At 74.4% G+C, this 23,352-nt stretch carries 21 protein-coding genes; 12 read left to right on the plus strand and 9 right to left on the minus strand.

Annotation, left to right across the window (positions count from 1 at the left end; genetic code table 11):
- Window positions 1-46: 46 nt before the first annotated feature.
- The 4 genes from A0J59_RS05890 (at window position 47) to A0J59_RS05905 (ending at window position 4,094) form a co-directional block, all read left to right on the plus strand.
- A complete protein-coding gene (locus A0J59_RS05890) occupies window positions 47-547 on the plus strand; it encodes a hypothetical protein (RefSeq protein WP_047231027.1) in 501 nt (166 codons plus the stop codon).
- A gap of 137 nt (window positions 548-684) precedes the next feature.
- Complete coding sequence (locus A0J59_RS05895; protein ID WP_064315517.1) at window positions 685-2,334, plus strand: bifunctional phosphatase PAP2/diacylglycerol kinase family protein; 1,650 nt, start codon at window positions 685-687, stop codon at window positions 2,332-2,334.
- A gap of 170 nt (window positions 2,335-2,504) precedes the next feature.
- Window positions 2,505-2,804, plus strand: coding sequence for a hypothetical protein (locus A0J59_RS05900; protein WP_052877351.1), 300 nt, complete (start codon window positions 2,505-2,507; stop codon window positions 2,802-2,804).
- Window positions 2,805-3,008: 204 nt separating this feature from the next.
- Complete coding sequence (locus A0J59_RS05905; RefSeq protein WP_064315518.1) at window positions 3,009-4,094, plus strand: LLM class flavin-dependent oxidoreductase; 1,086 nt, start codon at window positions 3,009-3,011, stop codon at window positions 4,092-4,094.
- Between the two features lie 15 nt (window positions 4,095-4,109).
- Here A0J59_RS05905 and A0J59_RS05910 read toward each other — a convergent pair whose 3' ends face one another.
- Window positions 4,110-5,162, minus strand: a complete 1,053-nt coding sequence (locus tag A0J59_RS05910; protein WP_064315519.1) for an NAD-dependent epimerase/dehydratase family protein — start codon at window positions 5,160-5,162, stop codon at window positions 4,110-4,112.
- 160 nt (window positions 5,163-5,322) lie between these two features.
- On the opposite strand from A0J59_RS05910, the gene A0J59_RS22275 reads away from it, so the two are divergent.
- Both A0J59_RS22275 and A0J59_RS05920 read left to right on the plus strand, forming a co-directional pair.
- Complete coding sequence (locus A0J59_RS22275; protein ID WP_064315520.1) at window positions 5,323-5,577, plus strand: type II toxin-antitoxin system Phd/YefM family antitoxin; 255 nt, start codon at window positions 5,323-5,325, stop codon at window positions 5,575-5,577.
- The gene (locus tag A0J59_RS05920; protein WP_172820023.1) at window positions 5,574-5,966 is read left to right on the plus strand and encodes a type II toxin-antitoxin system VapC family toxin; all 393 of its coding nucleotides are present in this window, start codon (window positions 5,574-5,576) and stop codon (window positions 5,964-5,966) included. The genes A0J59_RS22275 and A0J59_RS05920 overlap by 4 nt, the downstream gene beginning before the upstream one ends.
- Window positions 5,967-6,001: 35 nt before the next feature.
- On the opposite strand, the gene A0J59_RS05925 is transcribed toward A0J59_RS05920, so the two are convergent.
- Window positions 6,002-6,913 carry a siderophore-interacting protein gene (locus tag A0J59_RS05925; protein WP_172820024.1) on the minus strand — a complete coding sequence of 304 codons (912 nt, stop codon included), beginning with the start codon at window positions 6,911-6,913 and terminating at the stop codon, window positions 6,002-6,004.
- A 104-nt stretch (window positions 6,914-7,017) separates the two neighbouring features.
- Entirely contained in the window at window positions 7,018-8,145 is a 1,128-nt protein-coding gene (locus tag A0J59_RS05930) for an epoxide hydrolase family protein (protein WP_053370480.1), read from the minus strand.
- A 130-nt stretch (window positions 8,146-8,275) separates the two neighbouring features.
- On the opposite strand from A0J59_RS05930, the gene A0J59_RS05935 reads away from it, so the two are divergent.
- Window positions 8,276-9,226, plus strand: a complete 951-nt coding sequence (locus tag A0J59_RS05935; protein WP_064315522.1) for a YafY family protein — start codon at window positions 8,276-8,278, stop codon at window positions 9,224-9,226.
- A 178-nt stretch (window positions 9,227-9,404) separates the two neighbouring features.
- Window positions 9,405-9,968 (plus strand): GNAT family N-acetyltransferase, encoded by a 564-nt coding sequence (locus A0J59_RS05940; protein WP_047231258.1) that lies wholly within the window; start codon window positions 9,405-9,407, stop codon window positions 9,966-9,968.
- 25 nt (window positions 9,969-9,993) lie between these two features.
- Here the strand turns inward: A0J59_RS05940 and A0J59_RS05945 are convergent, their stop codons facing one another.
- Window positions 9,994-10,422, minus strand: a complete 429-nt coding sequence (locus A0J59_RS05945) for a type II toxin-antitoxin system VapC family toxin (RefSeq protein ID WP_064315523.1) — start codon at window positions 10,420-10,422, stop codon at window positions 9,994-9,996.
- On the minus strand, window positions 10,419-10,706 hold the full coding sequence (locus A0J59_RS05950; protein WP_047231257.1) for an Arc family DNA-binding protein: 288 nt from the start codon (window positions 10,704-10,706) through the stop codon (window positions 10,419-10,421). The genes A0J59_RS05945 and A0J59_RS05950 overlap by 4 nt, the downstream gene beginning before the upstream one ends.
- A 313-nt stretch (window positions 10,707-11,019) precedes the next feature.
- On the opposite strand from A0J59_RS05950, the gene hrpA reads away from it, so the two are divergent.
- Window positions 11,020-15,516, plus strand: a complete 4,497-nt coding sequence (hrpA, locus tag A0J59_RS05955; protein ID WP_082918794.1) for an ATP-dependent RNA helicase HrpA — start codon at window positions 11,020-11,022, stop codon at window positions 15,514-15,516.
- 46 nt (window positions 15,517-15,562) lie between these two features.
- Here the strand turns inward: hrpA and A0J59_RS05960 are convergent, their stop codons facing one another.
- From A0J59_RS05960 to A0J59_RS05970, 3 genes are all read right to left on the minus strand, one after another.
- Complete coding sequence (locus A0J59_RS05960; protein WP_156532834.1) at window positions 15,563-16,036, minus strand: hypothetical protein; 474 nt, start codon at window positions 16,034-16,036, stop codon at window positions 15,563-15,565.
- A 92-nt stretch (window positions 16,037-16,128) separates the two neighbouring features.
- A complete protein-coding gene (locus tag A0J59_RS05965; protein ID WP_255365032.1) occupies window positions 16,129-16,893 on the minus strand; it encodes an endo alpha-1,4 polygalactosaminidase in 765 nt (254 codons plus the stop codon).
- 110 nt (window positions 16,894-17,003) lie between these two features.
- On the minus strand, window positions 17,004-17,759 hold the full coding sequence (locus A0J59_RS05970; protein WP_064315526.1) for a hypothetical protein: 756 nt from the start codon (window positions 17,757-17,759) through the stop codon (window positions 17,004-17,006).
- A gap of 201 nt (window positions 17,760-17,960) precedes the next feature.
- Between A0J59_RS05970 and A0J59_RS05975 the strand changes: the two genes are divergently transcribed.
- The 3 genes from A0J59_RS05975 to A0J59_RS05985 all read left to right on the plus strand — a co-directional run bounded on the left by A0J59_RS05975 (window position 17,961) and on the right by A0J59_RS05985 (window position 20,143).
- Window positions 17,961-19,169, plus strand: a complete 1,209-nt coding sequence (locus A0J59_RS05975; RefSeq protein ID WP_064315527.1) for a beta-ketoacyl synthase — start codon at window positions 17,961-17,963, stop codon at window positions 19,167-19,169.
- 121 nt (window positions 19,170-19,290) lie between these two features.
- On the plus strand, window positions 19,291-19,827 hold the full coding sequence (locus A0J59_RS05980) for an O-acetyl-ADP-ribose deacetylase (RefSeq protein WP_064315528.1): 537 nt from the start codon (window positions 19,291-19,293) through the stop codon (window positions 19,825-19,827).
- A 97-nt stretch (window positions 19,828-19,924) separates the two neighbouring features.
- Window positions 19,925-20,143 (plus strand): PspC domain-containing protein, encoded by a 219-nt coding sequence (locus A0J59_RS05985; RefSeq protein WP_053370472.1) that lies wholly within the window; start codon window positions 19,925-19,927, stop codon window positions 20,141-20,143.
- Between the two features lie 98 nt (window positions 20,144-20,241).
- On the opposite strand, the gene A0J59_RS05990 is transcribed toward A0J59_RS05985, so the two are convergent.
- Window positions 20,242-23,307 carry an esterase-like activity of phytase family protein gene (locus A0J59_RS05990; RefSeq protein ID WP_255365033.1) on the minus strand — a complete coding sequence of 1,022 codons (3,066 nt, stop codon included), beginning with the start codon at window positions 23,305-23,307 and terminating at the stop codon, window positions 20,242-20,244.
- Window positions 23,308-23,352: the final 45 nt, after the last annotated feature.

Here is a 23,352-nt window from a genome sequence, read left to right on the forward strand (position 1 = left end):
CACGATTCCCTGGCTCTTCTCAGGTTCGACCGGGAGACTGGGTGCCATGTCAGCGAGGACGAGCGAGCCCACGACGCCGCAGCGCACGCGCACGTCTGCCCGGTTCGCCGCGGCGAGCCTGCTCGCGCTGGCCATGATGCTCCCGATGTGCTCGACGGCGAGCGCCGCCGAGGTCCAGCAGCTCATCGCCGACGCGCAGGTCCAGACCGAGACGATCGGCGACGACCTCGACCGCGTCCACGCCCAGCTCCCCGCCCTCCACCCCGTGCTCCGCAACGACGTGCTCGACGCCGTCGAGTCGGTCCAGGCGGCGACGGACGAGGCCCGTTCCGCGCTCGACCGCGCGACCGACGGCGACGAGGCCGCCGACGGCCGGGCCGCCGTCGCGCTGGCCGACGCGCAGGTCGCCCTCGACGCCGCGTCCGCGCAGCTCCGTTACGCGACGGACCTCGCGCACGACGCGGGCGAGGGCGTCGCCGTCGCGCTCGAGCGGCTGCAGGCCCACATCGACGTGCTCCGCGGCGAGACGAGCCGCGCCGGGGTCTGACCCCGCCCTCCTCCTCGCGAGATCGACCCGCACGGTCGAGATCGACCCTCGGTGGGTCGATCTCGTGACGGTGGAGTCGATCTCGCGGGCACGACCGCCGCCGCGCGGTCCGTCGCGACGCTTCCTACGATGGCGGGATGCCGCGCGTCACCGGGATCGTCAAGCCGCACGAGGCGTTCCCCGGAGTCGCCCGGCTCGACCGCGCGGTCAACGACTGGACCAACCGTCGCGCCCTGGGACCCCTCGCGGACGCCGCGCTCTCGCGCCTGTCGACCGCGGCCGACCACAGCGTGCTGTGGGCGGGCGCGGCCCTCGGGATCGCCGCGACCGGCCGGCGCGGGCGCGAGGCAGCGCTGCGCGGCTACGGCTCGCTGCTCGTCTCGAGCCTCCTGGCGAACGTCGTCGGCAAGACCGTGTTCGGCGGCGAGCGCCCCTCGCTCGAACCGCTGCCCCTGTGGCGCCGGCTCGCCGACCCGCCGACGTCGCCGTCGTTCCCGTCCGGCCACTCGGCGTCGGCGGCGGCGTTCGTCACGGGCGTCGCGACCGTGTGGCCCACGCTGGGCCTGGCGCTCGCGCCGCTGGCCGGGGCCGTCATGTACTCGCGCCTCCACACCGGTTCCCACTGGTTCTCGGACGTCGCTGCGGGCGCCGCGCTCGGGGCGGGGGTCGCGCTCGTGGGTCGCGCCCTCGTGCCCGGCAGGACGGAGCGCGGCCCCGACGTGCCCGCCGGCCCTCCCGCCGTCGTCCCGGCGCTCGACGACGGCGTGGGGCTCTTCGTGGTCGTCAACCCGGCCGCGGGGTCGGGCCGCCTGCTCAAGGAGGACCCGCTCGTCGCGCTGCGCGCGAACCTGCCGCGCGCGGACGTGCACGTGCTCGGCTCGGACGACGACCTCCGGCGCCTCTTCGACGAGGCCGCCGGACGGGGAGCTCGGGCGCTCGGCATCAGCGGGGGTGACGGGACCGTCGCCACGGCCGCCGCGGCGGCCCGCGCGCACGACCTCCCGCTCGCCGTCTTCCCCGGGGGCACGCTCAACCACTTCGCACGCGCCGCCGACCTCACGTCGATGACCGCGACGGCCACGGCGGTCCGCACCGGCTCCGGCGTGACGATCGACGTCGCGGACCTCGAGGTCGACGGGCACGACGGGCCGCCGCGGACCGTGCTCAACACGTTCTCCGCCGGGGTCTACCCGGAGCTCGTCACGGAGCGCGAGAAGCACGAGCACCGCCTCGGCAAGTGGCCTGCGGCGGTGCTCGCCGCGGCCCGCGTGCTGCGGCGGGCGCACCGCGTGCGGATGTCGGTCGAGGGCCACGAGGGCGAGTACTGGTCGCTCTTCGCGGGCGTCAACCGCTACTTCCCACAGAGCCTCGCGCCCGTCGAGCGCCACCGCCTCGACGACGGCGTGCTCGACGTCCGCACGGCTCGCGCCGAGCGCCGCGCGAGCCGACTGCGGACGTTCCTCGAGGTCGCCGCGGGCGACACGGGGACGCGGGTCGCACGACGCGTGCCCGGCGTCCGGAGCCACCTGGTGGTCGACGCGACGGTGGTCCCGACGCTCGAGCTGCGGTTCCCCGCCCGGGGCGCCGTGGTCGGGCCGGACGGACCGCCCGGACCCGAGGGCGACGCCTCGTCCGGGGTCGCGACGTCGCCGCCCGTGGTGCTCGCGCACGACGGCGAGACGCTCGCGCTCGACGGGGCCGCGGGTGCCGGGCCGGTCACCGTCCGTCTCACGATGCGACGCGGCGCGGTCCGGCTGTACGCGCCGACGGACCCCACGGCGGGGTAGTACGTCGCCCCTATCCCTTTTGTCGCTCTTTCACGGACATCGGGGAGAACTCCCCCTGTTCAGGCACACGCGTGATGCCCCACAATGAGGCCCGCAGTCGCGCGGACGGCACCCCGTCCGCGCCCCGTCCGGACTCGACCACGTCGGCCCCACCAGAAAGCAGAAGAACCATGGCCCAGCAGTACCCCGCCGCCCCGCAGGCTCCCGCCGGCTACTCGGCCCCGATCGAGGACCCGGGCAAGACCCTCGGCATCGTCGGCTTCGTCCTCGCGTTCGTCTTCGCGATCGCGGGCATCGTCGTCAGCGCGATCGCGCGCAAGAAGAGCAAGGAGGCGGGCTTCGACAACCAGCTCGCCAAGTGGGGTCTCATCCTCAGCATCGTCTTCACCGTGCTCGGCGCCATCGGCTTCATCATCTACGTCGTCGCCATCGCGGCGCTCGTCGCGAGCGGCGACGTCTCGACGTACTGAGTCGGCGCACCGCACGCCGGCGCCACGCCCGACGGCCGTCGTCCCTCCCGGGGCGGCGGCCGTCGTCGTGCCCGGCCGCGAGTCGCCGCGGGACCGGACGGGTCGCGGAAGAAGGACGGACCCGGCACGGTTGAGACGGCGCACGACCGCGCCGCCGGTGAGAGCACCGGTCCGCCGACGGTCGACCGACCGCAGGAGCAGACGATGACCGACGACACGACCTCCCCGACCGCACCCGACCGCACCCCGGCCGACCCCGCCGCCGTCGAGCTCGGCCTCGACACGTTCGGCGACGTGACGGCCGGCCCGGACGGTGCGCTCCTCAGCGGGGCGCGCACGATCCGCGACGTCGTGGAGGAGGCGGTCCTCGCGGACCAGGTCGGCGTCGACTTCTTCGGCGTCGGCGAGCACCACCGCGCGGACTTCGCGATCAGCGCGCCGGAGGTCGTGCTCGCGGGGATCGCGACGCGGACGTCGCGCATCCGCCTCGGGTCGGCCGTGACCGTGCTCAGCTCGGACGACCCGGTGCGCGTGTTCGAGCGGTTCTCGACGCTCGACGCGCTGTCCGGCGGGCGCGCGGAGGTCATCCTCGGGCGCGGGTCGTTCATCGAGTCGTTCCCGCTGTTCGGGTACGACCTCAGCGACTACGAGGTGCTGTTCGAGGAGAAGCTCGACCTGTTCGTCCACCTGCTCGACGAGGGTCCTGTCACGTGGTCGGGCACGACACGCGCCGGGCTCGCCGACCAGGAGGTCTGGCCCAAGACGGAGAGCGGTCGGCTCCGCACGTGGGTCGGCGTGGGCGGCTCGCCCGAGTCGGTCGTGCGGACCGCGCGGCACGGGCTCGGCCTCATGCTCGCGATCATCGGCGGCGAGCCCGAGCGGTTCCGGCCCTACGTGGACCTCTACCACCGCGCCGTCGAGGAGCTCGGCAACCCGGTGCTGCCGGTCGGTGTCCACTCGCCCGGCCACGTCGCCGACACGGACGAGCAGGCGCAGGAGGAGGTCTACGAGCACTTCGCGGCGATGAACAACCGCATCGGCCGCGAGCGCGGCTGGCCCGCCTACCACCGCGGGCGCTTCGCCCACGACGTGCGCGACGGGTCGCTCTACGTCGGCTCGCCCGAGACCGTCGCGCGCAAGATCGCCCGGACGGTGCGGCTGCTCGGCGCCGGCCGGTTCGACCTCAAGTACTCGACCGGCACGCTCCCCCACTCGGCCATGCTCCGCAGCATCGAGCTGTACGGCACGCAGGTGATCCCGCGCGTGCGCGAGCTCCTCGCCGAGGGCTGACCGACCCCCGTCGGCTCAGCGCCCGGCAGCGCGGAGCGCGGCGGCCTCGAGGTCGGGCGGGAGGCCGACGGCGGGGCGGTCCGTGCGCTGCGGCGTCGCCTCGCCCGCGGCGTCGAGCGCGCGGAGCCACGTCCAGGTGTCGCGCACGGTCTCGCGCACGTCGCGGGGGCGGAGCCCGAGGGCGTACGCGCGCGAGGTGTCGGAACCGTGGAGCGCGTCGTGCAGCTCGCCCGGCGGGAGCCAGACCGGGAGCTGAGTCCACGGCTCGATGCCCGCCGCGAGCACGGCCTCCGGCTCGACCCAGACGAGCTCGGCGGGCGGGTTCCCGGCCGCCGCCGCGTCGTCCGCCGTCGCCTCGACGCACGCCGCGAGCAGCTCGCCCATGGTCGTGTGGCCCGGGGCGCTGACGACGTCGACCGGCCCCGACGCGCCTGCGAGCGCCACGTCGAGCGCGAACGCCGCGAGGTCGCGCGCGTCGACGTACTGCAGCGGCAGGTCCGCCGGTCCGGGCGCGAGCACCGGCCCGCCGCGCGCGACGCGCCGCAGCCACCACGGCAGGCGGCCGACGTTCTCGCGCGGGCCGAGGATCAGGCCTGCACGGAGCAGGATCGCCCGGTCGCCGAGCGCGTCCACGGCGGCGATCTCCGCACCCCGCTTGGCCCGCGCGTAGTCGTCGGACGCCTCGTCCTCCGGGTCGCCCTCGACGAGCGCGGCCGTCTCGGCGGCGCCGCGTGCAGGCGGGAACGGGTACACCGAGCGTGACGACACGTAGACGTACCGGTTGTCGCCGGGGAGCCGGCCCGCGAGCGTGCGCGCCGCGTCGCGCACCGCGACGGGCGACCACGACCACGTGTCCACCACGACGTCCCACTTCTGCGGGACGTCCTCGGCGTGCAGCGCGTCGAGGCCGTCCTGCCGGGTGCGGTCGCCGAGGAGCTGCCGGACGCCGTCGGGCACGGGCGTGCTGCCCCGGTTGAGGACGGTGACGTCCCACCCGCGGGCGAGGGCGTCGTCGAGGACGGCGCGCCCCACGAAGTCGGAGCCGCCAAGGACCAGGAGACGCGTCATGGCCTTACTCTCCCCCGGTGCGAGGTCGCCCGCAGCCGGTTTACGCCTCCGGCAGACGGCCGGTGGCACGCGCCCGGACAGATCTCCTCCACGGGGTTCCGCCCGACAGACCTGGCCAGGTATCCTGGCCATCACGTCGTCGGAACACCGAGGAGGCGCCGTGCAGGTCAATGTGCTCGAAGCCAAGAACAACCTCTCTCAGCTCGTCAACCGTGCCGCGGCGGGCGAGGACGTGGTCATCGCCCGCCGCGGTGTACCGCTGGTCCGGCTCGTGCCGGTGAGCGCCGACCTCGCGCACGGGACAGGCGCGGCGATCATCGAGTGGCTGGACGACCACCCGCACGCGACGCGTTCGCCCAGGCCCGCGGAGCAGGTCGACGCCGCCATCGAGGCCGAGCGCGAGGGCTGGGAGTGATCTATCTCGACACGTGCCTCGTGATCTACCTGGCCGAGGACGCGGAGCGCGGGGCGCACGTGCGCGGGCTGCTCGCCAGGCACGGCGAGGAGGAGTTCGCGATCAGCCCGCTCGTCCGGCTCGAGTGCCTCGTCGGGCCGCTCCGGTCCGGGGACGTCGAGCTCGAGGACCGGTACCGCGCGGCACTCCGGCTGTTCGCCGAGGTGCCGCTCGACGCGACCGTCTTCGAGCGTGCCGCGCGTCTCCGCGCAGCCTCGTCGCTCCGTACGCCCGACGCACTCCACCTCGCCGCCGCGCAGGTGCACGGGTGCAGGGCCCTGTGGACGAACGACGCGCGGCTCGCCGTCGCCGGGCGTGGGCTCGCCGTGGACGTGCTCCACGACGACTGACCCGGGAACCCGGGTCGAGCGCGCCGGTCCGACGCTCAATCGGGGTCGGTCGGGTCCAGAGGTGCGTCGGGGTCGAGGTTGACCACGCCGCGGCGCCAGTAGCCGTGGAGGGCGAGCTGGTCGGGACGCGCGCCGCCCCGCCGCAGGTCGCGGCGCACCTGCGCGAGGTCGGTCGCCTCGCCGGCACCGAACACGTACTCGCCGTCGCCGAGGGGGCCGAGCGAGCGGACCGCCTCCGCGAGCTGGCCGGGACCGTCGGTGCGGTAGAGGATCTCGACCGTCGCGCGGCCGAGCTCGTCCTCGACGAAGGCCTCGTCCACGTCGTCGCCGATCTCGACGATCGCCGTCACCGGCACGTCCGCCCCGACGGCGTCGACCCACCGCGCGAGCGCGGGCAGCCCGGCCTCGTCCCCGACGAGCAGCAACCGCGCGACGCCGTCCGGCACGGCGCGGCTCGTCGTCGGGCCTGCGAGCACGACCTCGTCGCCGACCTGGGCTCGGGCCGCCCAGGCGGACGCGGGTCCGCCCTCGCCGGTGGGCGGCGCGCCCGGGTCGCCGCCGCCGTGCAGCACCCAGTCGACGTCGACCTCCGCGACCCCGTCGACGACCCGCGTCGCCCGGACCGTCAGCTCGCGCGAGATGGAGACCACGCCCGTCGGGCGCTGGAGCGCGCCGTCGGTCGTGAGCGTCGGGGCGTGCAGGACGCCGGTCGTCGGGTCGGGCAGGAAGACCTTGACGTGGTCGTCCGGGCCCGGGGCGTGCAGTGCCGCGAGCGAGGCCCCGCGCGAGCCGTCGGCACCCGGCCCGGCCGCACGCCGGTCGTCGTGCACGACCGGGGCGGCGTCGCGGAACGTGATGCGTCGCAGCGCGCCGGACGTCTCCTGGACGCGGTGCACGCGGACGCGGCGCGGGACGAGGTCGAGGCGGGTCACGGGTCGGTCGAGCACCGCCCCATTCTGCGCCGAGCACGACGTCGCTGTCGTCATCCGGCCGATGACGACAGCGACGTCGTGGTCGAGGGCGCGTCACCCGTCCTCGCTGATCGCGGGTGTCAGGCGAAGAACACCCGGAGGTCGGCGACGACGTCGAGCGGGACCTCGAGCGACGCGTAGTGGCCGCCGCGCGGGAACTCGGACCAGTGCTCGATCCGAGCGTTGTCGCGCTCCGCGAACGCCCGGATCGTCTGGAAGTCGTCCTTGAACACGGCGACGCCGATCCGGCCCTGGCTCACGACCGGCTCGGCACCGGAGCGCTGCTCCGCGTAGTGGTAGCGCGCGGCGGTCGCGTAGGAGTTGGTCAGCCAGTAGAGCGTCGCCTGCGCGAGCACCTGGTCGGCGCTCACGAGGCTCGTCCCGTTGCCGAAGCTCTCGAACAGCTCGTGGTACGCCAGTACGGCGACCGGTGAGTCGGCGAGGCCGGCGGCCATGGTCTGCGGCCGGGAGGCGTTCATCGTGTTGTAGGCGCCCACGGACTGGAACCACTGGAGGTGACCGAGCGCCGCGTACTCCTTCTCCCCGAAGCCGTCCATCTCGCCCGGCGCGCCGGACGGGAAGGAGAAGAGCTGGAGCACGTGGGCGCCGAGGAAGCCCTCGGGGTCGAGGATCGCGAGCTCGCGCGAGACCATCGCGCCGCCGTCGCTCCCGTGGATCCCGTAGGACGCGTAGCCGAGGTCACGCATGAGCACGTCGTAGGCACGGGCGACACGCGCCATGGTCCAGTCCGTGTCTCCGACGACGGGCGTGGAGAACCCGAAGCCCGGCATGGACGGGATCACGAGGTGGAACGCGTCCTCGGGCCGGCCGCCGTGCGCGACGGGGTCGACGAGCGGGTCGATCATGTCGAGGAAGTCGAGGATCGAGCCCGGGTAGCTGTGCGCGAGCAGCAGCGGCGTCGCGTCCTCGTGCTGCGAGCGCACGTGCAGGTAGTGGATCGGCTGGCCGTCGATCTCCGTGCGGAAGCCCGGGTAGGCGTTCACCCGGTCCTCGACGGCGCGCCAGTCGAACGCCGTCCAGCGCCCGACCATGTCGCGCAGGTAGGACGCGGGCGTGCCGTAGTCCCAGGAGTCGCCGGGCGCAGCCGGCGCGAAGCGGGTCCGCTCGAGGCGCTCGCGCAGGTCGTCCAGGTCGGCCTGCGGGACGGCCACGGAGAACGGGCGGTGCTCGAGGGTCGTGCTGCTCATGATGCCTCCTCGGTCGGAGCGGGCCTCGTGCCCTGCTCTGATACCGACGTTACGCAGGGTTCAGGAACGCTTTCTTCCGTTATTCTGGCCCAGTTCCGGCTTTCTTCCGGCGATCTCTCGGAGGGACCTCGTGGCCTCCACCTCGGCCCGCATGCTCGCCCTGCTCGGGCTGCTCCAGTCGCGCCCCGACTGGTCGGGCGCCGAGCTCGCCGAGCGCCTCGACGTCAGCGACCGCACGGTCCGCAACGACGTCGCGCGCCTGCGCGAGCTCGGCTACCCCGTCGGCGCCGTGCGCGGACCGGGCGGCCGGTACCGACTGGGGGCGGGCGCGCGGCTGCCCCCGCTCCTGCTCGACGACGCCGAAGCCGTCGCGGTCGCCGTCGGGCTGCGGGCCGCGACCGGCACAGCCGGGTTCGAGGAGTCCGGGGCGTCGGCGCTCGCCAAGCTCGAGCAGGTCATGCCCGACCGGCTGCGCCGCCGCCTCGTCGCGCTGCGGTCCGCGAGCGCCGCCGGGCCGGCCAACACCGACTCGAACGTCGAGGACCCGGTCGTCGACCCGGACACGCTGACCGCCCTCGCCGACGCCGTGCGCGACCACCAGGGTCTGCGCTGCTTCTACCGCGACGAGCCGCTCGAGCTGGAGCCGTACCGCCTCGTCGCGTGGCAGCGCCGCTGGTTCCTCGTCGCGCGCGACCCGACGACCGGCGCGTGGGGTCCCTACCGTGTCGACTGGCTCGTGCTGCGCGTGCCGGGCGGGCGCCGGTTCGCTCCGGTGGACTTCCCCGGGGACATGACGGAGTTCGTCGTGCGGGAGGTTGCGCGCACCGGGTGGGCCGTCCACGCCCGGATCGTCGTCGACGCGCCCGCCGAGGAGGTCCTGCGGCGGATCAACCCGACGGTCGGCACGGTCGAGCCGCTCGACGACGACCGCTGCGTCCTCGTCACCGGCGGCGACAGCGTCGAGGTCGTCGCGGTGTGGGTCGGCATGCTCGGCCTCGACTTCCACGTGACGGAGCCGCCGGCTCTCGTCGACCACGTGCGCACCCTGGCAACCCGCTACGCCCGCGCAACGCCGCCCTGACCCCGCCCCGAGAACGCCTCTGCCCGCCGTCGAACACGACATGGGGGTCGTTATCCATCGCTTTCCGTCCTTCAGGTCGTGCTCGACGGCGGGTGGGGTCGTTCTGGGCGCCGATTCCCCGACGCCGGCCCGACGGCGGCGCTCGCCCGCGTGGGCGGGCGCGCCTAGCGTGGGCGGGATGGACGTGGAGGTGCGCTCCGCCGTCGGGCGCTACGACGACTTCGCCGCCGTGGTCGGGCCGCGGAAGGCCGGGGTGCGCGGGTGCTGGTGCATGTCCTACCGCGACAGCCGCGTCAGCGCCGAGGATCGCCCCGGGTTCATGGCCGACCTGTGCACGACCGACCCCGGGCCGGGCGTGCTCGCGTACGTCGACGGTGAGGTCGCGGGCTGGTGCTCGGTGGCGCCGCGCAGCACCTACCGGCGGCTGATGAACGCCCGGACCATCCCGTTCGTCGACGACCTCGACGCGTGGAGCGCGGTGTGCTTCGTCGTCCGGGCCGGGTACCGGCGTCGCGGGCTCATGCACGACCTCCTCGCCGGCGCCGTCGAGCACGCCGCCGCGCACGGCGCACCCGCGGTCGAGGGCTACCCCGTCGACGCGGGCGGCGAGCGTGTCGACGTGATCTCCGGGTACGTCGGCACGGTAACGCTGTTCGAGCAGGCCGGGTTCGTGCGTGCGGCCCCGACCACCGGCGTGAGCGGCGGCGTACCGCGGGTCGTGATGCGCCGCGCGCTCGGCTGAGCGTGCAGGTCAGGAGCGTGCCGGGTCAGGAAGGCACGGGTCTCCACGGGTCGACGACGGCCACGCCGGTGCCGACGACGTCGCGGACGTTGCGCGTCGCGAGCGTCGCGCCGTGCACGCGACAGATCGCGGCGATCTGCGCGTCGGCCATGCTCATCGGCCGCCCCGCTCGCTCGCGGAGCGCGAGGAGGGTGCCCCCGACGCGCGCGGCGTCGGCGTCGTACGCGAGCACCCGGCCCGAGAAGGTCGTGGTGACGTGCTCCTCGACGAGCGCGGCGAGGCGGTCCCGGCGCCGCCCCTCGGGCAGCCGAGCCACGCCGTGGACGATCTCGCCGACGGTGACGGCCGTGATCCACAGCGCCTCCGGAGCCTGCGCGTCGAGCCAGCGGAGCACGCGCGCCTCGGGCACCGGGCGGATCGCCTCGGACACGACGTTCGTGTCGAGGACGATCACGCGTCCGCGACCTCGCGGTTCGACCCGCCCGGCTCGTCGGAGAAGTCGACGGCGCGTCCGTGCTCCGAGCGCGGGGGCAGGTCGAGCTCGACCGTCAGCCCGGCGTCGGCGAACGAGCTGTGGATGAACGTGCCGAGCCCGCGTTCCAACCCGCTCGGTGCCGTCACCGCGGACGTGAGGATCGCGCGGATCTCCGCCTCCATCGACCGGCCGTGCTCTGCGGCACGCGCTCGCAGCCGCTCGCGCACGTCGTCGTCGAGCCCTCGGATCGTCAGCGTCGCCACCTCGACCACCTCCGATCACCACGCTAGCAAAACGACAGCACCCTCCACCAGGGTCGCCCCACCCTCGGAGCAATGAAGTTGCGACGGGTTGAGAGAATGGACCGTCGTGAGTACCGAGCCCGCAGCGAACCAGCCTGACGCGCGCCCTGCCCAGCAGGGCGGCGCCGCCGAGGGCACCCCGCGCGAGGGTCGCCGGCGTCGCGGGAACCGCCGCGGCCGCGGGCAGGGTGACCGCCCAGCGTCGGGCACCCCGACCGGCACGACGGCGACGCGTCGCGGCCGAGGCGAGCGGACGCCGGCGGGTCCGCGGCAGGTGAGCCGCGCGCAGCTCGAACGGGCCGCGCAGGCGCGCGAGGCCGTGACGGTCCCGCCCATCACGTACCCCGAGCAGCTCCCGGTGAGCGCGCGGCGCGCGGACATCGCCGCCGCGATCCGGGACCACCAGGTCGTCATCGTCGCGGGCGAGACGGGGTCCGGGAAGACCACGCAGCTCCCCAAGATCGCGCTCGAGCTCGGCCGTGGCCGCAAGGGTCAGGTCGGGCACACGCAGCCCCGCCGCATCGCCGCGCGCACGGTCGCCGAGCGCATCGCGGAGGAGCTCGGCACGGAGCTCGGCGGCGTCGTCGGGTACCAGGTGCGGTTCACCGACACCTCCAGCGAGGACACGCTCGTCAAGGTCATGACCGACGGCATCCTGCTCGCGCAGATCCAGCGCGACCCCGAGCTCCTCGCGTACGACACGATCATCGTCGACGAGGCGCACGAGCGGTCCCTCAACATCGACTTCCTGCTCGGCTACCTCGCGAGGCTCCTGCCGCGCCGTCCCGACCTCAAGCTCATCATCACGTCGGCGACGATCGACTCCGAGCGCTTCGCGCAGCACTTCTCCCCCGCGCACCTCGCTCAGCTCGGCGGCGCGCCGGACTACGTGGTCGACGCGCTGCCCGACGCCGCGCCCGTCGTCGAGGTGTCCGGCCGCACCTACCCGGTGGAGATCCGGTACCGGCCGCTGTCGCCCGACGTCGACCCGGGCTCCGGGAAGGCGGAGGGCCGCGCGGGCGCCGAGGAGAAGGACCTCGTGACCGGCATCGTCGACGCGTGCGACGAGCTCATGCGCGAGGGGCACGGCGACATCCTCGTGTTCCTCTCGGGCGAACGCGAGATCCACGACGCCGCCGACGCGCTCACGGGCCACCTCAAGGACCGCGTCACCGACCCGAAGCACCCGCAGCGCGTCGAGATCCTCCCGCTGTACGCGCGGCTGTCGTCGGCCGAGCAGCACCGCGTGTTCCAGGCGCACTCCTCGCGGCGCATCGTGCTCGCGACCAACGTCGCCGAGACCTCGCTCACCGTGCCGGGCATCCACTACGTCGTCGACCCGGGCACCGCGCGCATCTCGCGCTACTCCAAGGCGACCAAGGTCCAGCGCCTGCCCATCGAGCCCGTGTCGCAGGCGAGCGCCAACCAGCGCTCCGGCCGCTCGGGCCGCGTCGCCGACGGCATCGCGATCCGGCTCTACTCCGAGGACGACTTCGTCTCCCGGCCCGAGTTCACCGAGCCCGAGATCCTGCGCACCTCGCTCGCGTCCGTGCTGCTCCAGATGATCTCCGTGGGCGTCGTCGAGACCCCCGACGAGGTCGCGCGCTTCCCGTTCGTCGAGCCCCCGGACACGCGCGCCGTCCGGGACGGCGTCCAGCTCCTCACCGAGCTCGGCGCCCTCGCCGCGTCCGACGGCGTCACGCGCCTCACCGAGGTCGGGCGCGTGCTCGCGCAGCTCCCCATGGACCCGCGCCTCGCCCGCATGATCTGGGAGGGGTCGAGGCTCGGCGTCGCGCGCGAGGTCGCGATCATCGCCGCCGTCATGTCGATCCAGGACCCGCGCGAGCGCCCCGCCGAGGTCCGCGCGCAGGCCGACCAGGCGCACGCGCGCTTCACCGACCCGCACTCCGACTTCCTCACCTACCTCAACGTCTGGGAGTACGTCCGCGAGCAGCAGCACGAGCTCTCGTCCTCGGCGTTCCGCCGCCTGTGCAAGGCCGAGTACCTCAACTTCCTGCGCATCCGCGAGTGGCAGGACGTCGTCGCCCAGCTCCGCGAGATGTCCAAGCCCCTCGGCATCGACATGTCGTACAAGCCGCGCGCACGCGGCGCGGCCGGTAGCCCGAGCACCTCGGGGGCAGCCGCCGCGGACCCGACCACCGCTCCCGACGCAACCCCCGACACCCAGGCGTACAAGCGCGCCTGGGACGGCGACACGATCCACAAGGCGCTGCTGTCCGGGCTGCTCTCCCAGATCGGGATGCAGGACACGGGCGACGTGAAGGCGTCCTCGGTCGCGCATCTCAAGGGCGAGGCCCGCGCCAAGGCGCTGCGGCGCGCGCAGAAGCAGGCACGCAACGAGTACACCGGCGCGCGCGGTGCGCGGTTCGCGATCTTCCCCGGGTCGCCGCTGAGCAAGAAGCCGCCGGCCTGGATCATGGCGGGCGAGCTCGTGGAGACGTCGCGGCTGTGGGCGCGCGACGTCGCGCGCATCCAGCCCGAGTGGGCCGAGGACCTCGCGGGCGACCTCGCACGGCGCACGTACTCCGAGCCGCACTGGTCGACCAAGCGCGGCGCGGCGATCGCGACCGAGAAGGTGCTGCTGTACGGCGTGCCGATCGTCGCCGACCGCAAGGTCCTCTACGCGAAGGTCGACCCCGAGGCCGCGCGCGAGATGTTCGTGCGGCACGCGCTCGTGCAGGGCGAGTGGACCACGCACCACCGGTTCTTCCACGACAACCGCAAGCTCCTCGAGGAGGCCGAGGAGCTCGAGGCGCGCTCGCGCCAGCGCGGGCTCGTCGTCGACGACGACGTGCTGTTCGACTTCTACGACGAGCGCGTGCCCGACGACGTCGTGTCGGCAGCGCACTTCGACCGCTGGTGGAAGACGGCGCGGCGCCGCGACCCCGACCTGCTCACCTTCACGCTCGAACAGCTCGTGCCCGACGCCGAGCAGATCGACACCTCGCAGTTCCCCGAGACCTGGCCCCAGGGCGAGCTCACGCTCCCGCTCACCTACCAGTTCCAGCCCGGGACCGAGGCCGACGGCGTCACCGTGCACGTCCCGATCTCCGTGCTCAACCGCGTCGTGCCCGACGGATTCGACTGGATGGTCCCCGGCCTGCTCGACGAGCTCGCCACGGCGACGATCCGCTCGCTGCCCAAGCCGGTCCGCGTGCAGCTCGTGCCGGCACCGGACGTCGCGCGCGACGTCGTCGCCTGGCTGCGCGAGCACACGCCGACCTGGGAGGACATGGCCCGCGCGGGCGACATGGCCGAGCCGTTCCACGTCGCGTTCACGCGCGCCGTCCGGGCGCTGCGCGACGTCGTCATCCCCGACGACGCGTGGGGCCCCGAGCAGGAGGCGCGCCTGCCCGCGCACCTGCGCATGACGTTCCGCGTCGAGGACCCGCGCGGCCGCGGCGGTTCCGTGGTCCTCGACGAGTCGAAGGACCTCCTCGCGCTCCAGCGCCGCCTCGCCGCCCAGAACCAGGCGGCGGTGCGGGCGGCGGTCAAGGGCGCGGTGGGTGCTGCTCTGCGCGAGGCGGCTTCGGGATCGGGTGCGTCGGTCTCGGGGCCGGGTTCGGCGGCGGAGGGGGCGTCGGTGCTCGGGCTACCATCCGCGCCGCTCGTTCCTCACGGCGCTCCCGCCAGGCCCGCCACGCCCTTCGCATCCGACGCCCCCTCCACCGCCTCCGCGTCCGGCTCACCGACACGCGGCAGCCAGGCCGCGGGGCCCGACGACGAGCGGGTGGCCACGGCGACCGACTCGCCCGGGCGAGATGCAGGTCGAGCTGCGGCAGCCGCCGCGGACCCGACCACGAGCGTGCTCGTCACCGAGCAGAGTGGGCTCACCACGTGGCCTGCGAGCCTCACTGACGGGACGCTACCCAGCAGCGTGTCGACGGACCTCGGGGGTGGGGTCGTGGTGCGGGGGTACCCCGCCGTGGTCGAGGAGCAGGACGCGAAGGGCAAGCCGGTCGTGGCGCTGCGCGTGCTGGCCGACGCGAACGCGCAGGCGCGCGAGCATGCGCGCGGCGTGCGGCGTCTGCTGCTGTCCGAGACGGCACTCCAGACCGGGCGCATCACGAGCCGGTGGAACGGGACGCAGTCGCTCACGATGGCGGCCAGCCCGTACCGGAACACGGACGCGCTCGTCGCGGACCTCCAGCTCGCCGCGGTGATCGCGCTGACGAGCGGGGGCAGCGGGCAGTACGGCACGCAGCCGGACGTCGCGACGATCCGCGACGCCGAGGCCTATGCGGCGGCGCGGGTGTTCGTGCGGACGCACCTGGAGGACCAGGTGCACCAGGTGGTCGGGCACGTGGTCGCCGCGCTCACCGCGTCGCGGAACCTCGACGCGGAGATCCGCGCGTCGAACAGCCTCGCGCTGCTGAACACGCTCACCGACCTGCGCGACCAGGCCGCGGGTCTGATCCACGACGGCTTCGTCTCCCAGACCCCGCCCCGGCGCCTGCCGCACCTGACGCGCTACCTGCGCGCGGCGTCGTACCGGCTGGAGAAGGCGCAGGCGAACCCGAACCGGGACGCCGAGCTCGCGTGGCGCGTGCACGACGTCGAGGAGGCGTACCAGCGCGCCCGTGCCGCCTACGCCCAGGGCCCGGCCGACCCCGTCCGCGCTGCCGACCTGGCCGAGGTGCGGTGGCTGGTCGAGGAGCTGCGCGTCTCGCTGTTCGCGCAGCAGCTCGGCACCGACGGCCCGGTGAGCGAGAAGCGCATCCGCAAGCTCCTCACGCCCGACGGCTGGTGACGGCTCGATCGCTGGCGTGGCCTCGGCGAGGAGACGGGCGGGCAGGCTAGAGCCTGGGGAAGTCGCGCACCTCTCGCCGAAGTCGACGCCGTCGCACGCGCCAGAGGAGCTCGGCGGTCTGCCGCTCCATCCAGACGCCGTCGCCGTGCTCGTCGGGCGAATCGGGTGCGAGCACGAGCTCACTCCGTGTCTGTGTCGTGCCGGCAAAGGTCAGGACGAGGCGGCTGGGTCCGCGGACCGTGGCAACCGCGGTAGCGATCCGATCGCGGAGCTCGTCCGGCTTCTCGTCCTGCTGATACGCGAACGTCACCCCTACGTGGGAACCGAACTGCAGTGCGAAGACCTCCTCACCGTGGTGGACGAGCACGCGCGCGACACGCTCGGGCGCTCCGACCGGGCTCATGACGATGCAGAGGGCGTCGGATCCGTCGTCGAACTGCCACACGATGTCGTCATACCCGGCCATCAGCTCCGGAACGAGTTCCCGGAGAGCCGCTCCGGCAGGAGTCTGTGCGCTCACACCGGACAGTGCACCAGAACGCCCGGGGCACCGCTACAACGCGTCGGCTGCTTGCACTCGACGCTTCTGGCCGAATCTCCTCAACATCGCGGTCAACAGGTCATGTAGACGTAGTCGGGGTCGTCGGGGGTTACGAGGTCGCGGTCGCGCAGGACGGTGAGCGGGGCGCGGTCGTCGCGGGCGCAGATGTCGTCGAAGGTCAGGCCCGCGTCGTCGAGCGCGTCGGGGTACTCGACCTGGAGCACGTGGTCGCCGTAGACGTCGGTGTAGGCGGCGCACTCGTCGAAGACCGCGCACTCCTCGGTGACGGCGAAGTCGAACCCGAGGACGCCGCGCGCGACACCCGCGACCTCCGCCGCGTTCTTCTGCGCGATCGCGAGGCCGGCGTCGTGCGCGAGGTCGACGTACGCCCGCGCGAGCGCGTGGGCGCCGTCCTCGTCGATCGCGTCGAACCGTGTCCACGTGTCGAGGTTGTCGATCTCGACGGCGTCGAACCCGTCGTCGGCGCAGCCCGTGACGACCGGGCCGAGGATCGCGAGGATGCCCTCGCGCTGCTCGGGGGTCGACGGGTCGAGGACGTGCTCGTCCGGCCAGTCGGGGTCGACGACGAGGCCACCAGACGCCTCGTGCAGGAGCAGGTCCTCGTGGTCGTCGAGCCACCGGTCGGCCTCGCCGGGCTGGGTCTGGAACCCGTTGACGTAGCAGACCGAGTACGCGCCAGGCAGGGGCTCGGCGGTCGCGTCCCGCACGACGACATCGGGCGCCACGGGCCCGGAACCGGCGTCGACCTCGTCGTACGCGCCGCCGAGCTGGTAGTCGAGGACGCCGTCGGTCGGCGGGAGGTCGGGCGCCGGCACCTGCAGAGGGGACGCGGTCGCCGTAGGCGTCCGGTCTACGGTGCACCCGGTCGCCCCCGCCGCGAGGGCCAGCACGACGGCCGCCGTCGTGCCCCGGGACCACGCCCGGCTCACGGCAGCACGACCTCCCGCGCCGGGTGCACCGACGCGTCGAGCACGACCCGGTCGCCGAGGGGCTCGTCGAGCTCGACGACGAACGGTGTCGGCGGGTTCGACGGGCAGTTCGCCTCGCCCGTGCGCGGCTCGACGCCGACCGTCACCGCGACGGCGTCGTCACGCACGGCGAGCGCTGACAGCCGCACCCGGCCCTCGGCGTCCTCCCCGTCGTTGCACGCCATCTCGGTGACGAGCAGGTGCAGCTCGCGTGCGTCGGGCACCGGCGGGTGCTCCGGGTCCAGGGTGAGCGTCGCGGTGCCGAGCCCGCCGAGGTCGGCGCGCAGGGCGCAGGTCTGCGCGGCGGTGAGGAACCACGTGGGCGACGGGTCGAGGTTCGGCGCGTCGGTCCACTCGATCACGAGCATCTCGTGCGTGCGCACGTCACCCGCGCCAAGGTCCTCGGGGTCGTCGAGCTCGCGCAGGAGGGCGACGCGCTCGGCTCCGTCCTCGACGACGGTCCACTCGGCGGGGTCGATCGGCGGCACCTCGAGACCGTCGAGCGCGGCCCGGCCGTCCTCGCTGAGGTGGTCCGCCGTCACGCCCGACTCCAGCACGTCGTCGGGGACCACCGTCTCCCAGCACCGGTACGACCCCTCCCCCGCGGTACCGCCTGCCGGCCCGTCCGCCGTCGCGCAGCCCGCGAGCCCCAGCACGGCGGCCACGACCGCGCCGACCGCTCCCGCTGCACGACCCACCTGGCGCTCCTCCATGTCCCGTCTGTGTGCCGACGGTACGCGACCTTGCGAACCCGCCGCGCTCGGATCGCCGACCCGCCGCTTCACTCGTGGTGAGTGACAGCGTGCGCACTGTCACACTGTCGGACAAGACAAACCCCATACGGATGTCTTGAAATGGGACCCATCGACCACAACCGTCGCCGCCGGGGCGACGCCCGCAGGTAGGGGGACACCATGACACGAGCCGTCGTCACCGGCTACGGGGCGGTGACCCCCGTGGGGCTCACCGCGGAGGACACCTGGGACGCGCTGCTGCGCGGCGAGCCCGGGGTGCGGGCCATCAAGGAGGACTGGGCCGCCGACCTGCCCGTGCGCATCGCGGCACGGGTGGACGACGCCTTCGCGGAGGGGCTCGCCGTGCGCGAGGTGCGCCGGACGGACCGGGCCGAGCAGCTCACGCTCGTCGCGGGCCGCGAGGCCTGGGCGTCGGCCGGGTCGCCCGACGTCGACCCCACGCGCCTCGCCGTCGTCGTCGGGTCGGCGAACGGCGGGATCGCGACGACGCTCGACCAGTCCCACGTGCTCGACGAGCAGGGGCCCCGGCGCGTCTCGCCGCACACCGTCACCATGCTCATGGCCAACGGTCCGGCGGCCTGGCTCTCGATCGACCTGGGGGCCAGAGCGGGTGCGCGGGCGCCGATCAGCGCGTGCGCCGCGGGGTCGGAGGCGATCACGATGGGCCGCGAGATGATCCTCGCCGGGTCGGCAGACGTCGTCGTGTGCGGCGGCGTGGAGGCGGGGGTCCGGCCGTTCTCCCTCGCCGCGTTCGCCGCGGCGCGGGCCATGTCGACGCGCAACGACGAGCCCGAGCAGGCGTCGCGACCGTTCGACGCGCACCGCGACGGCTTCGTCATGGGCGAGGGCTCGACGCTCCTCGTCCTGGAGAGCGAGGAGCACGCGCGGGCGCGCGGTGCCGCGGTGCACGGCGTCGTCTCCGGCGCTGCCCTGACGTCCGACGCGTTCGACATCGTCGGCGGCGACCCCGAGAACCAGGCCCGGACGATCGGGATGGCCCTGCGGTCGGCGGGCCTCTCCCCCGGCGACCTCGGCCTCGTCCACGCGCACGCGACGTCGACCCCGGTGGGCGACGTCAACGAGTCCGACGCCCTCCACGCCGCGCTCGGCATGCCGCCGCCCGTGACGAGCACCAAGGGCGCGACGGGCCACCTGCTCGGCGCCTCCGGCGCGCTGGGCATCCTCGTCGCGCTGCTCGCCGTGCGCGACGGCCGCGTGCCGCCGACGCTCAACCTCGACGCGCTGGACCCGGCGATCGACCTCGACGTCGTCCGCGGCACCGCCCGGGAGACGACCGCCCGGCACGCGCTGGTCAACGCGTTCGGGTTCGGCGGCCACAGCGCGAGCGTGATCGTCTCGCGCGACTGACCTCCCCCGCCGAACACGACCTGAAGGTCGTTTTGGGGCGCTTTCCGTCCTTCAGGTCGTGCTCGACCGCGCGTGAGGACGTGCTCGGCCGTCGCGACGCGCCGCGAGGCACGATGGGGCCATGGACCTCGACGCCCGGCTCGCCGACATCACGACGCTCACGGTCGACGCGATCGTCAACGCCGCCAACTCGTCGCTGCTCGGCGGCGGGGGCGTGGACGGCGCGATCCATACCGCCGCCGGTCCCGGGCTCCTGGAGGAGTGCCGACGGATCCGGCGCACGACCCTCCCCGACGGCCTGCCCGTCGGCGACGCCGTCGCGACCGGCGCCTACGACCTGCCCGCCCGCTGGGTCGTCCACACGGTCGGGCCGAACCGCCACCGCGGCCAGACCGACCCCGCGCTCCTCGCGTCGTGCTTCACGCGCTCGCTCGACGTCGCCGCCGACCTCGGCGCCGCGACCGTCGCCTTCCCCGCCGTGAGCGCGGGCGTCTACGGCTGGGACGTCGACGACGTCGCGCGGGTCGCGGTCGGGGCCGTGCGCGGGTGGTCCGCCGCCCGTCCGAGCGCCGACCCCGGCGACGGCGTCACGGCGGTGACGTTCGCGCTCGCGTCGCCCCGCGCACTGGCGGCGTTCGAGGCCGCGCTCGGGCGTTGAACCAGAAGTCAGGGTCAGGGTCCGTGTCCCGAGGATCAGGGTCGGTTCGGGGGACTTCCCGATACCGCCGCGACGGGCGCGCTCCTACCGTCGAGGTATGAGCACCTCAGACGCCTCCGCAGCCTCGTTCCGGCCGACCCTGTCCCGGCCGCGCCACGGTCGGATGATCGCGGGCGTGTGCGCAGGGATCGCCCGCCGGTTCGGGTGGGACCCGACCGTCGTGCGCATCGTCGCCGCGGTCTCGATCCTGCTCCCCGGCCCGCAGGTCATCGCGTACCTCATCCTCTGGGCCCTCATGCCCAACGACCGCGACTGAGCCGGTCGCGCCGGCACCCGGTCGGCCGAACCCGGGGTTGCGGGCGGTCTCGGTCTCGAGACCGCCCGAAACCCCGGGCTCGGCGTGGGGCCGGGCCGTCAGCCCGGGAGGCCGCGCATGCGGCGCCGGGCGACGACGATCGTCGCCCCGCCGGCGACGAGCACGATCGCGAGGCCCACCACGGCGCCGACGTGCGCGCCGGTCGTGGCGAGCCCGTCCGGCCGGCCCGACCCCTCGCCGTCGGCCCCTCCGGCCGCGCCGTCCACCGCGAGGACCTCGAGCTCCGTCCACAGGACGCGCCCGTCCACCTGCCCGACGATCGCGAAACGGTGCTCGCCCGCCGCGACGTCGACCGGGACCGTCACGGTCGCCGTGAGCGTGCCCGACGCGTCGGCGCGGTACATCCCGAGGTCCGCCGGCGTCGAGAAGAGGGTCGCGGAGACCCACTCGCCGGGCGCGAAGCCCTCGGCCGTCGCCGTGACCTGCTCACCCGCCCGGACGCGCGCCGGGGAGAGAGTGACGCCGCCGTGGTTCGCGTCGGTGAGGTCGTCCGCGCCGACCGTGTGCAGCGGGGACGACGGCGGCTGCTCGCCGGCGCCGGGCGTCTCGCCGGGCTCGCCCGGTCCGCCGGGGTTCTCGCCGTCGAGGTGGCCCTCGAACACGTCCGACGCCGCACCGAGGCTCAGGAGCACGGTCTCGCCCGTGGCATCGGCGAGGCCGTCGTTGTCGGTGATGGCCCAGACCGTGCCGTCGCCGCCGACCGTGAGGCCCTCGAGCTTCTCCTGCGTCCAGCCGTTCGTGGCGCGCAGGTCGGGCAGCACGTCGTGCGCCAGCGCCTTGGTCACCGCGACCGGGGCCGCTGACGCGGTCCCGACGGCGACGTCGGGCACGTCGACCGCGTAGACGCGCTTCACCGCGGCGGCGGGGCCGTTGAGCTTGTCGCGCTCGATCACGGCGAGGGTGTCGTGGTCGACGACGGTCACCTCGCTGAGACCCAGCCAGTCGCCGTCGGTCGTGGTCCGCTCGAGCGGGTACGCGAACCAGTCCCACGTGCCCGACGCGACGTCGTAGCGGCCGAGGCGCGCAGTGCCCGCCGTGCCGCCGTCGTCGGTGGTCAGGCCGCGCTGGAGCGCGACCCACACCTGCTCGCCCGCAGCCTCTCCCGCGTCTCCGTCGGCCGTCGAGACGGCCGGAGCGACCGCGACGCCCTCGATGCCCTGCTTGCCGAGGCCCGCGGCGACCGCCTCGGGCAGCGCGACGGACTCGACGACCGCACCCGCGGCGTCGACGCGCACGATCGCGTTCTCCGCGCCCTTCGCGCCCTCGACCCCGAGCCAGAACCCGCCGTCGGCGCGGGCCGCGACGCCCTCGACGTCGAGGCCCACCGGGGCGCCGTCCCGCGTGAGCGTCACCGTCCGGTCGATGACGGCCGGTGAGCCCGCGCCGTAGCCGCGCACGTCGAGCGACAGGAGCTGCGTCGTGGAGTACGCGGCGTCGGTCGCCGTCCACAGGCGCTGGGGATCGGTCGGGTCGGCGGTCAGCGCGCCGAGCGCGCCCCAGCCGATCGGGGCACCGGCCTGCGCGCCCTCGGTCGCGACCGCGGAGACGACGCTCGGGAACTGCGGCGACCCCGCGCCGTCGGCCCACTGCGCGCCGCGCCCGAACACCGTGACGGCCGACCGCACGCCCGCACCGGCGTCGTCCTCCTCGCTCGACACGACGAGCAGGTCGCGCTGCGGGACGACGAGCAGGCCCTCGGGACCGTTGGTCGTCGCGAGCACCTGGACGAACCGCGGGGCGCTCGGGTCGGAGACGTCGTAGACCGCGACGAAGTTCGAGCGCTCGGAGCCGACGAACGCGTAGCGCGTCCCGCCGAGCGTCGCGACGGTCAGGCCCTCGGGCTCGACGCCCTTCTTGGCCGCGCGGTCCTCGGTGTGCAGGCCGACGCGGACGGCGAGACGCTCGAGCTCCGCACCCGCGTCCCACACGACCTCGCCCGACGCGGCGTCGAACACCGACCAGCCGCGCGAGCCGCCCTTCCAGTCGCCCTCGTTCGCGGTCGCGACGTGCGCGTCGTCGAGCCAGCCGATCGCGTCGGGCTCGCGCGGCGTCGCCGGGATCGACCCGGTCTGGTCGATCACGCCGTCCTTCTTCACGTCGATCCCGGACACGGCGACCGCGCCCGCGGAGAAGACGGTCTCGATCTCGCCCGTCGCGATGTCGACGACGGCGACGCCGTTGTTCTCCTGGAGCGTCACCGCGACCTTGGTGCCCGCCGGGTTGACCGCGACGTACTCGGGCTCGGGGTCCTGCGGGGTGTCGAGGCCGGCCGCCTCGACCACGGGCAGCGGCGCGCCGGCCTCGTCGAGGAACGCGACGGCCCGGGTCGACCAGGCCGCCGGGTCGTCGCCCGGCAGGTCGAGGATCTGGAGGAAGCCCGCGGGGAGCTGCGGGAGGTCGCCCTCGTCGCCACCCTCGGGGGTGACCTCCTCGTCGCGCTGGTTCTCGATCGCGACGACGGCGTGCGTGCCGTCGGGCGTGACGGCGATCGAGTCAGGCTGGCCGCCGAGGTCGAGCGACCGCACGCGCTCGCGCGTCGCGAGGTCGACGACGTCGAGGCGCCCGCTCGGCTCGGTGAAGCTCACCGACGTGTCCACCACGACGAGGACGTACCCGCCGACGATCGCGACCGACGTCGGCTCGTCGTGCTCCGAGCCGAGCTCGGCGAGGCTGAGCGTGCCCAGGCCCTTCGGCGCGCCCGGGTCCGTGATGTCGAGGAAGCCAATGCGGCGCGCGAGCGCGTCCGTGTGGACGACGGTGCGCCCGTCCTCGCTGACCGCCGAGATCTCGGCGACCGTCTCGGCGGCGGCGTCCTCGCCGGCCGGGCGGTTCTGGAACACCGGGTACGTGGCGAGGCGGTGGAACGTCTCGTCCGCGGCGGGCGTCGTCCAGGCGCCCGCCGTCGCGAGCGCCGTCTTCGGGGTCGGGGATGCGGCGCCGGCCGGGTGCGCGGGAGCCGCGGCGAGCGCGGGCAGCGCGCCCAGCCCCAGGGTGAGCGTCGCGCCCGTGGCGACGAGCGCGGCGAGGCGCGCGCGGCGGGCCGGTGCGCGCCCGGAGGTGCGCATCGCGGTCCGCCGAGGGGCCTGCTCAGGGATGACTGACATGTCTCTCCTTCGACGAGGGTCGAGCAGAGGGTGGTGTCCCGCGGT

Source organism: Cellulosimicrobium sp. I38E, from assembly GCF_001647255.1.
Taxonomy (GTDB): domain Bacteria; phylum Actinomycetota; class Actinomycetes; order Actinomycetales; family Cellulomonadaceae; genus Cellulosimicrobium; species Cellulosimicrobium cellulans_E.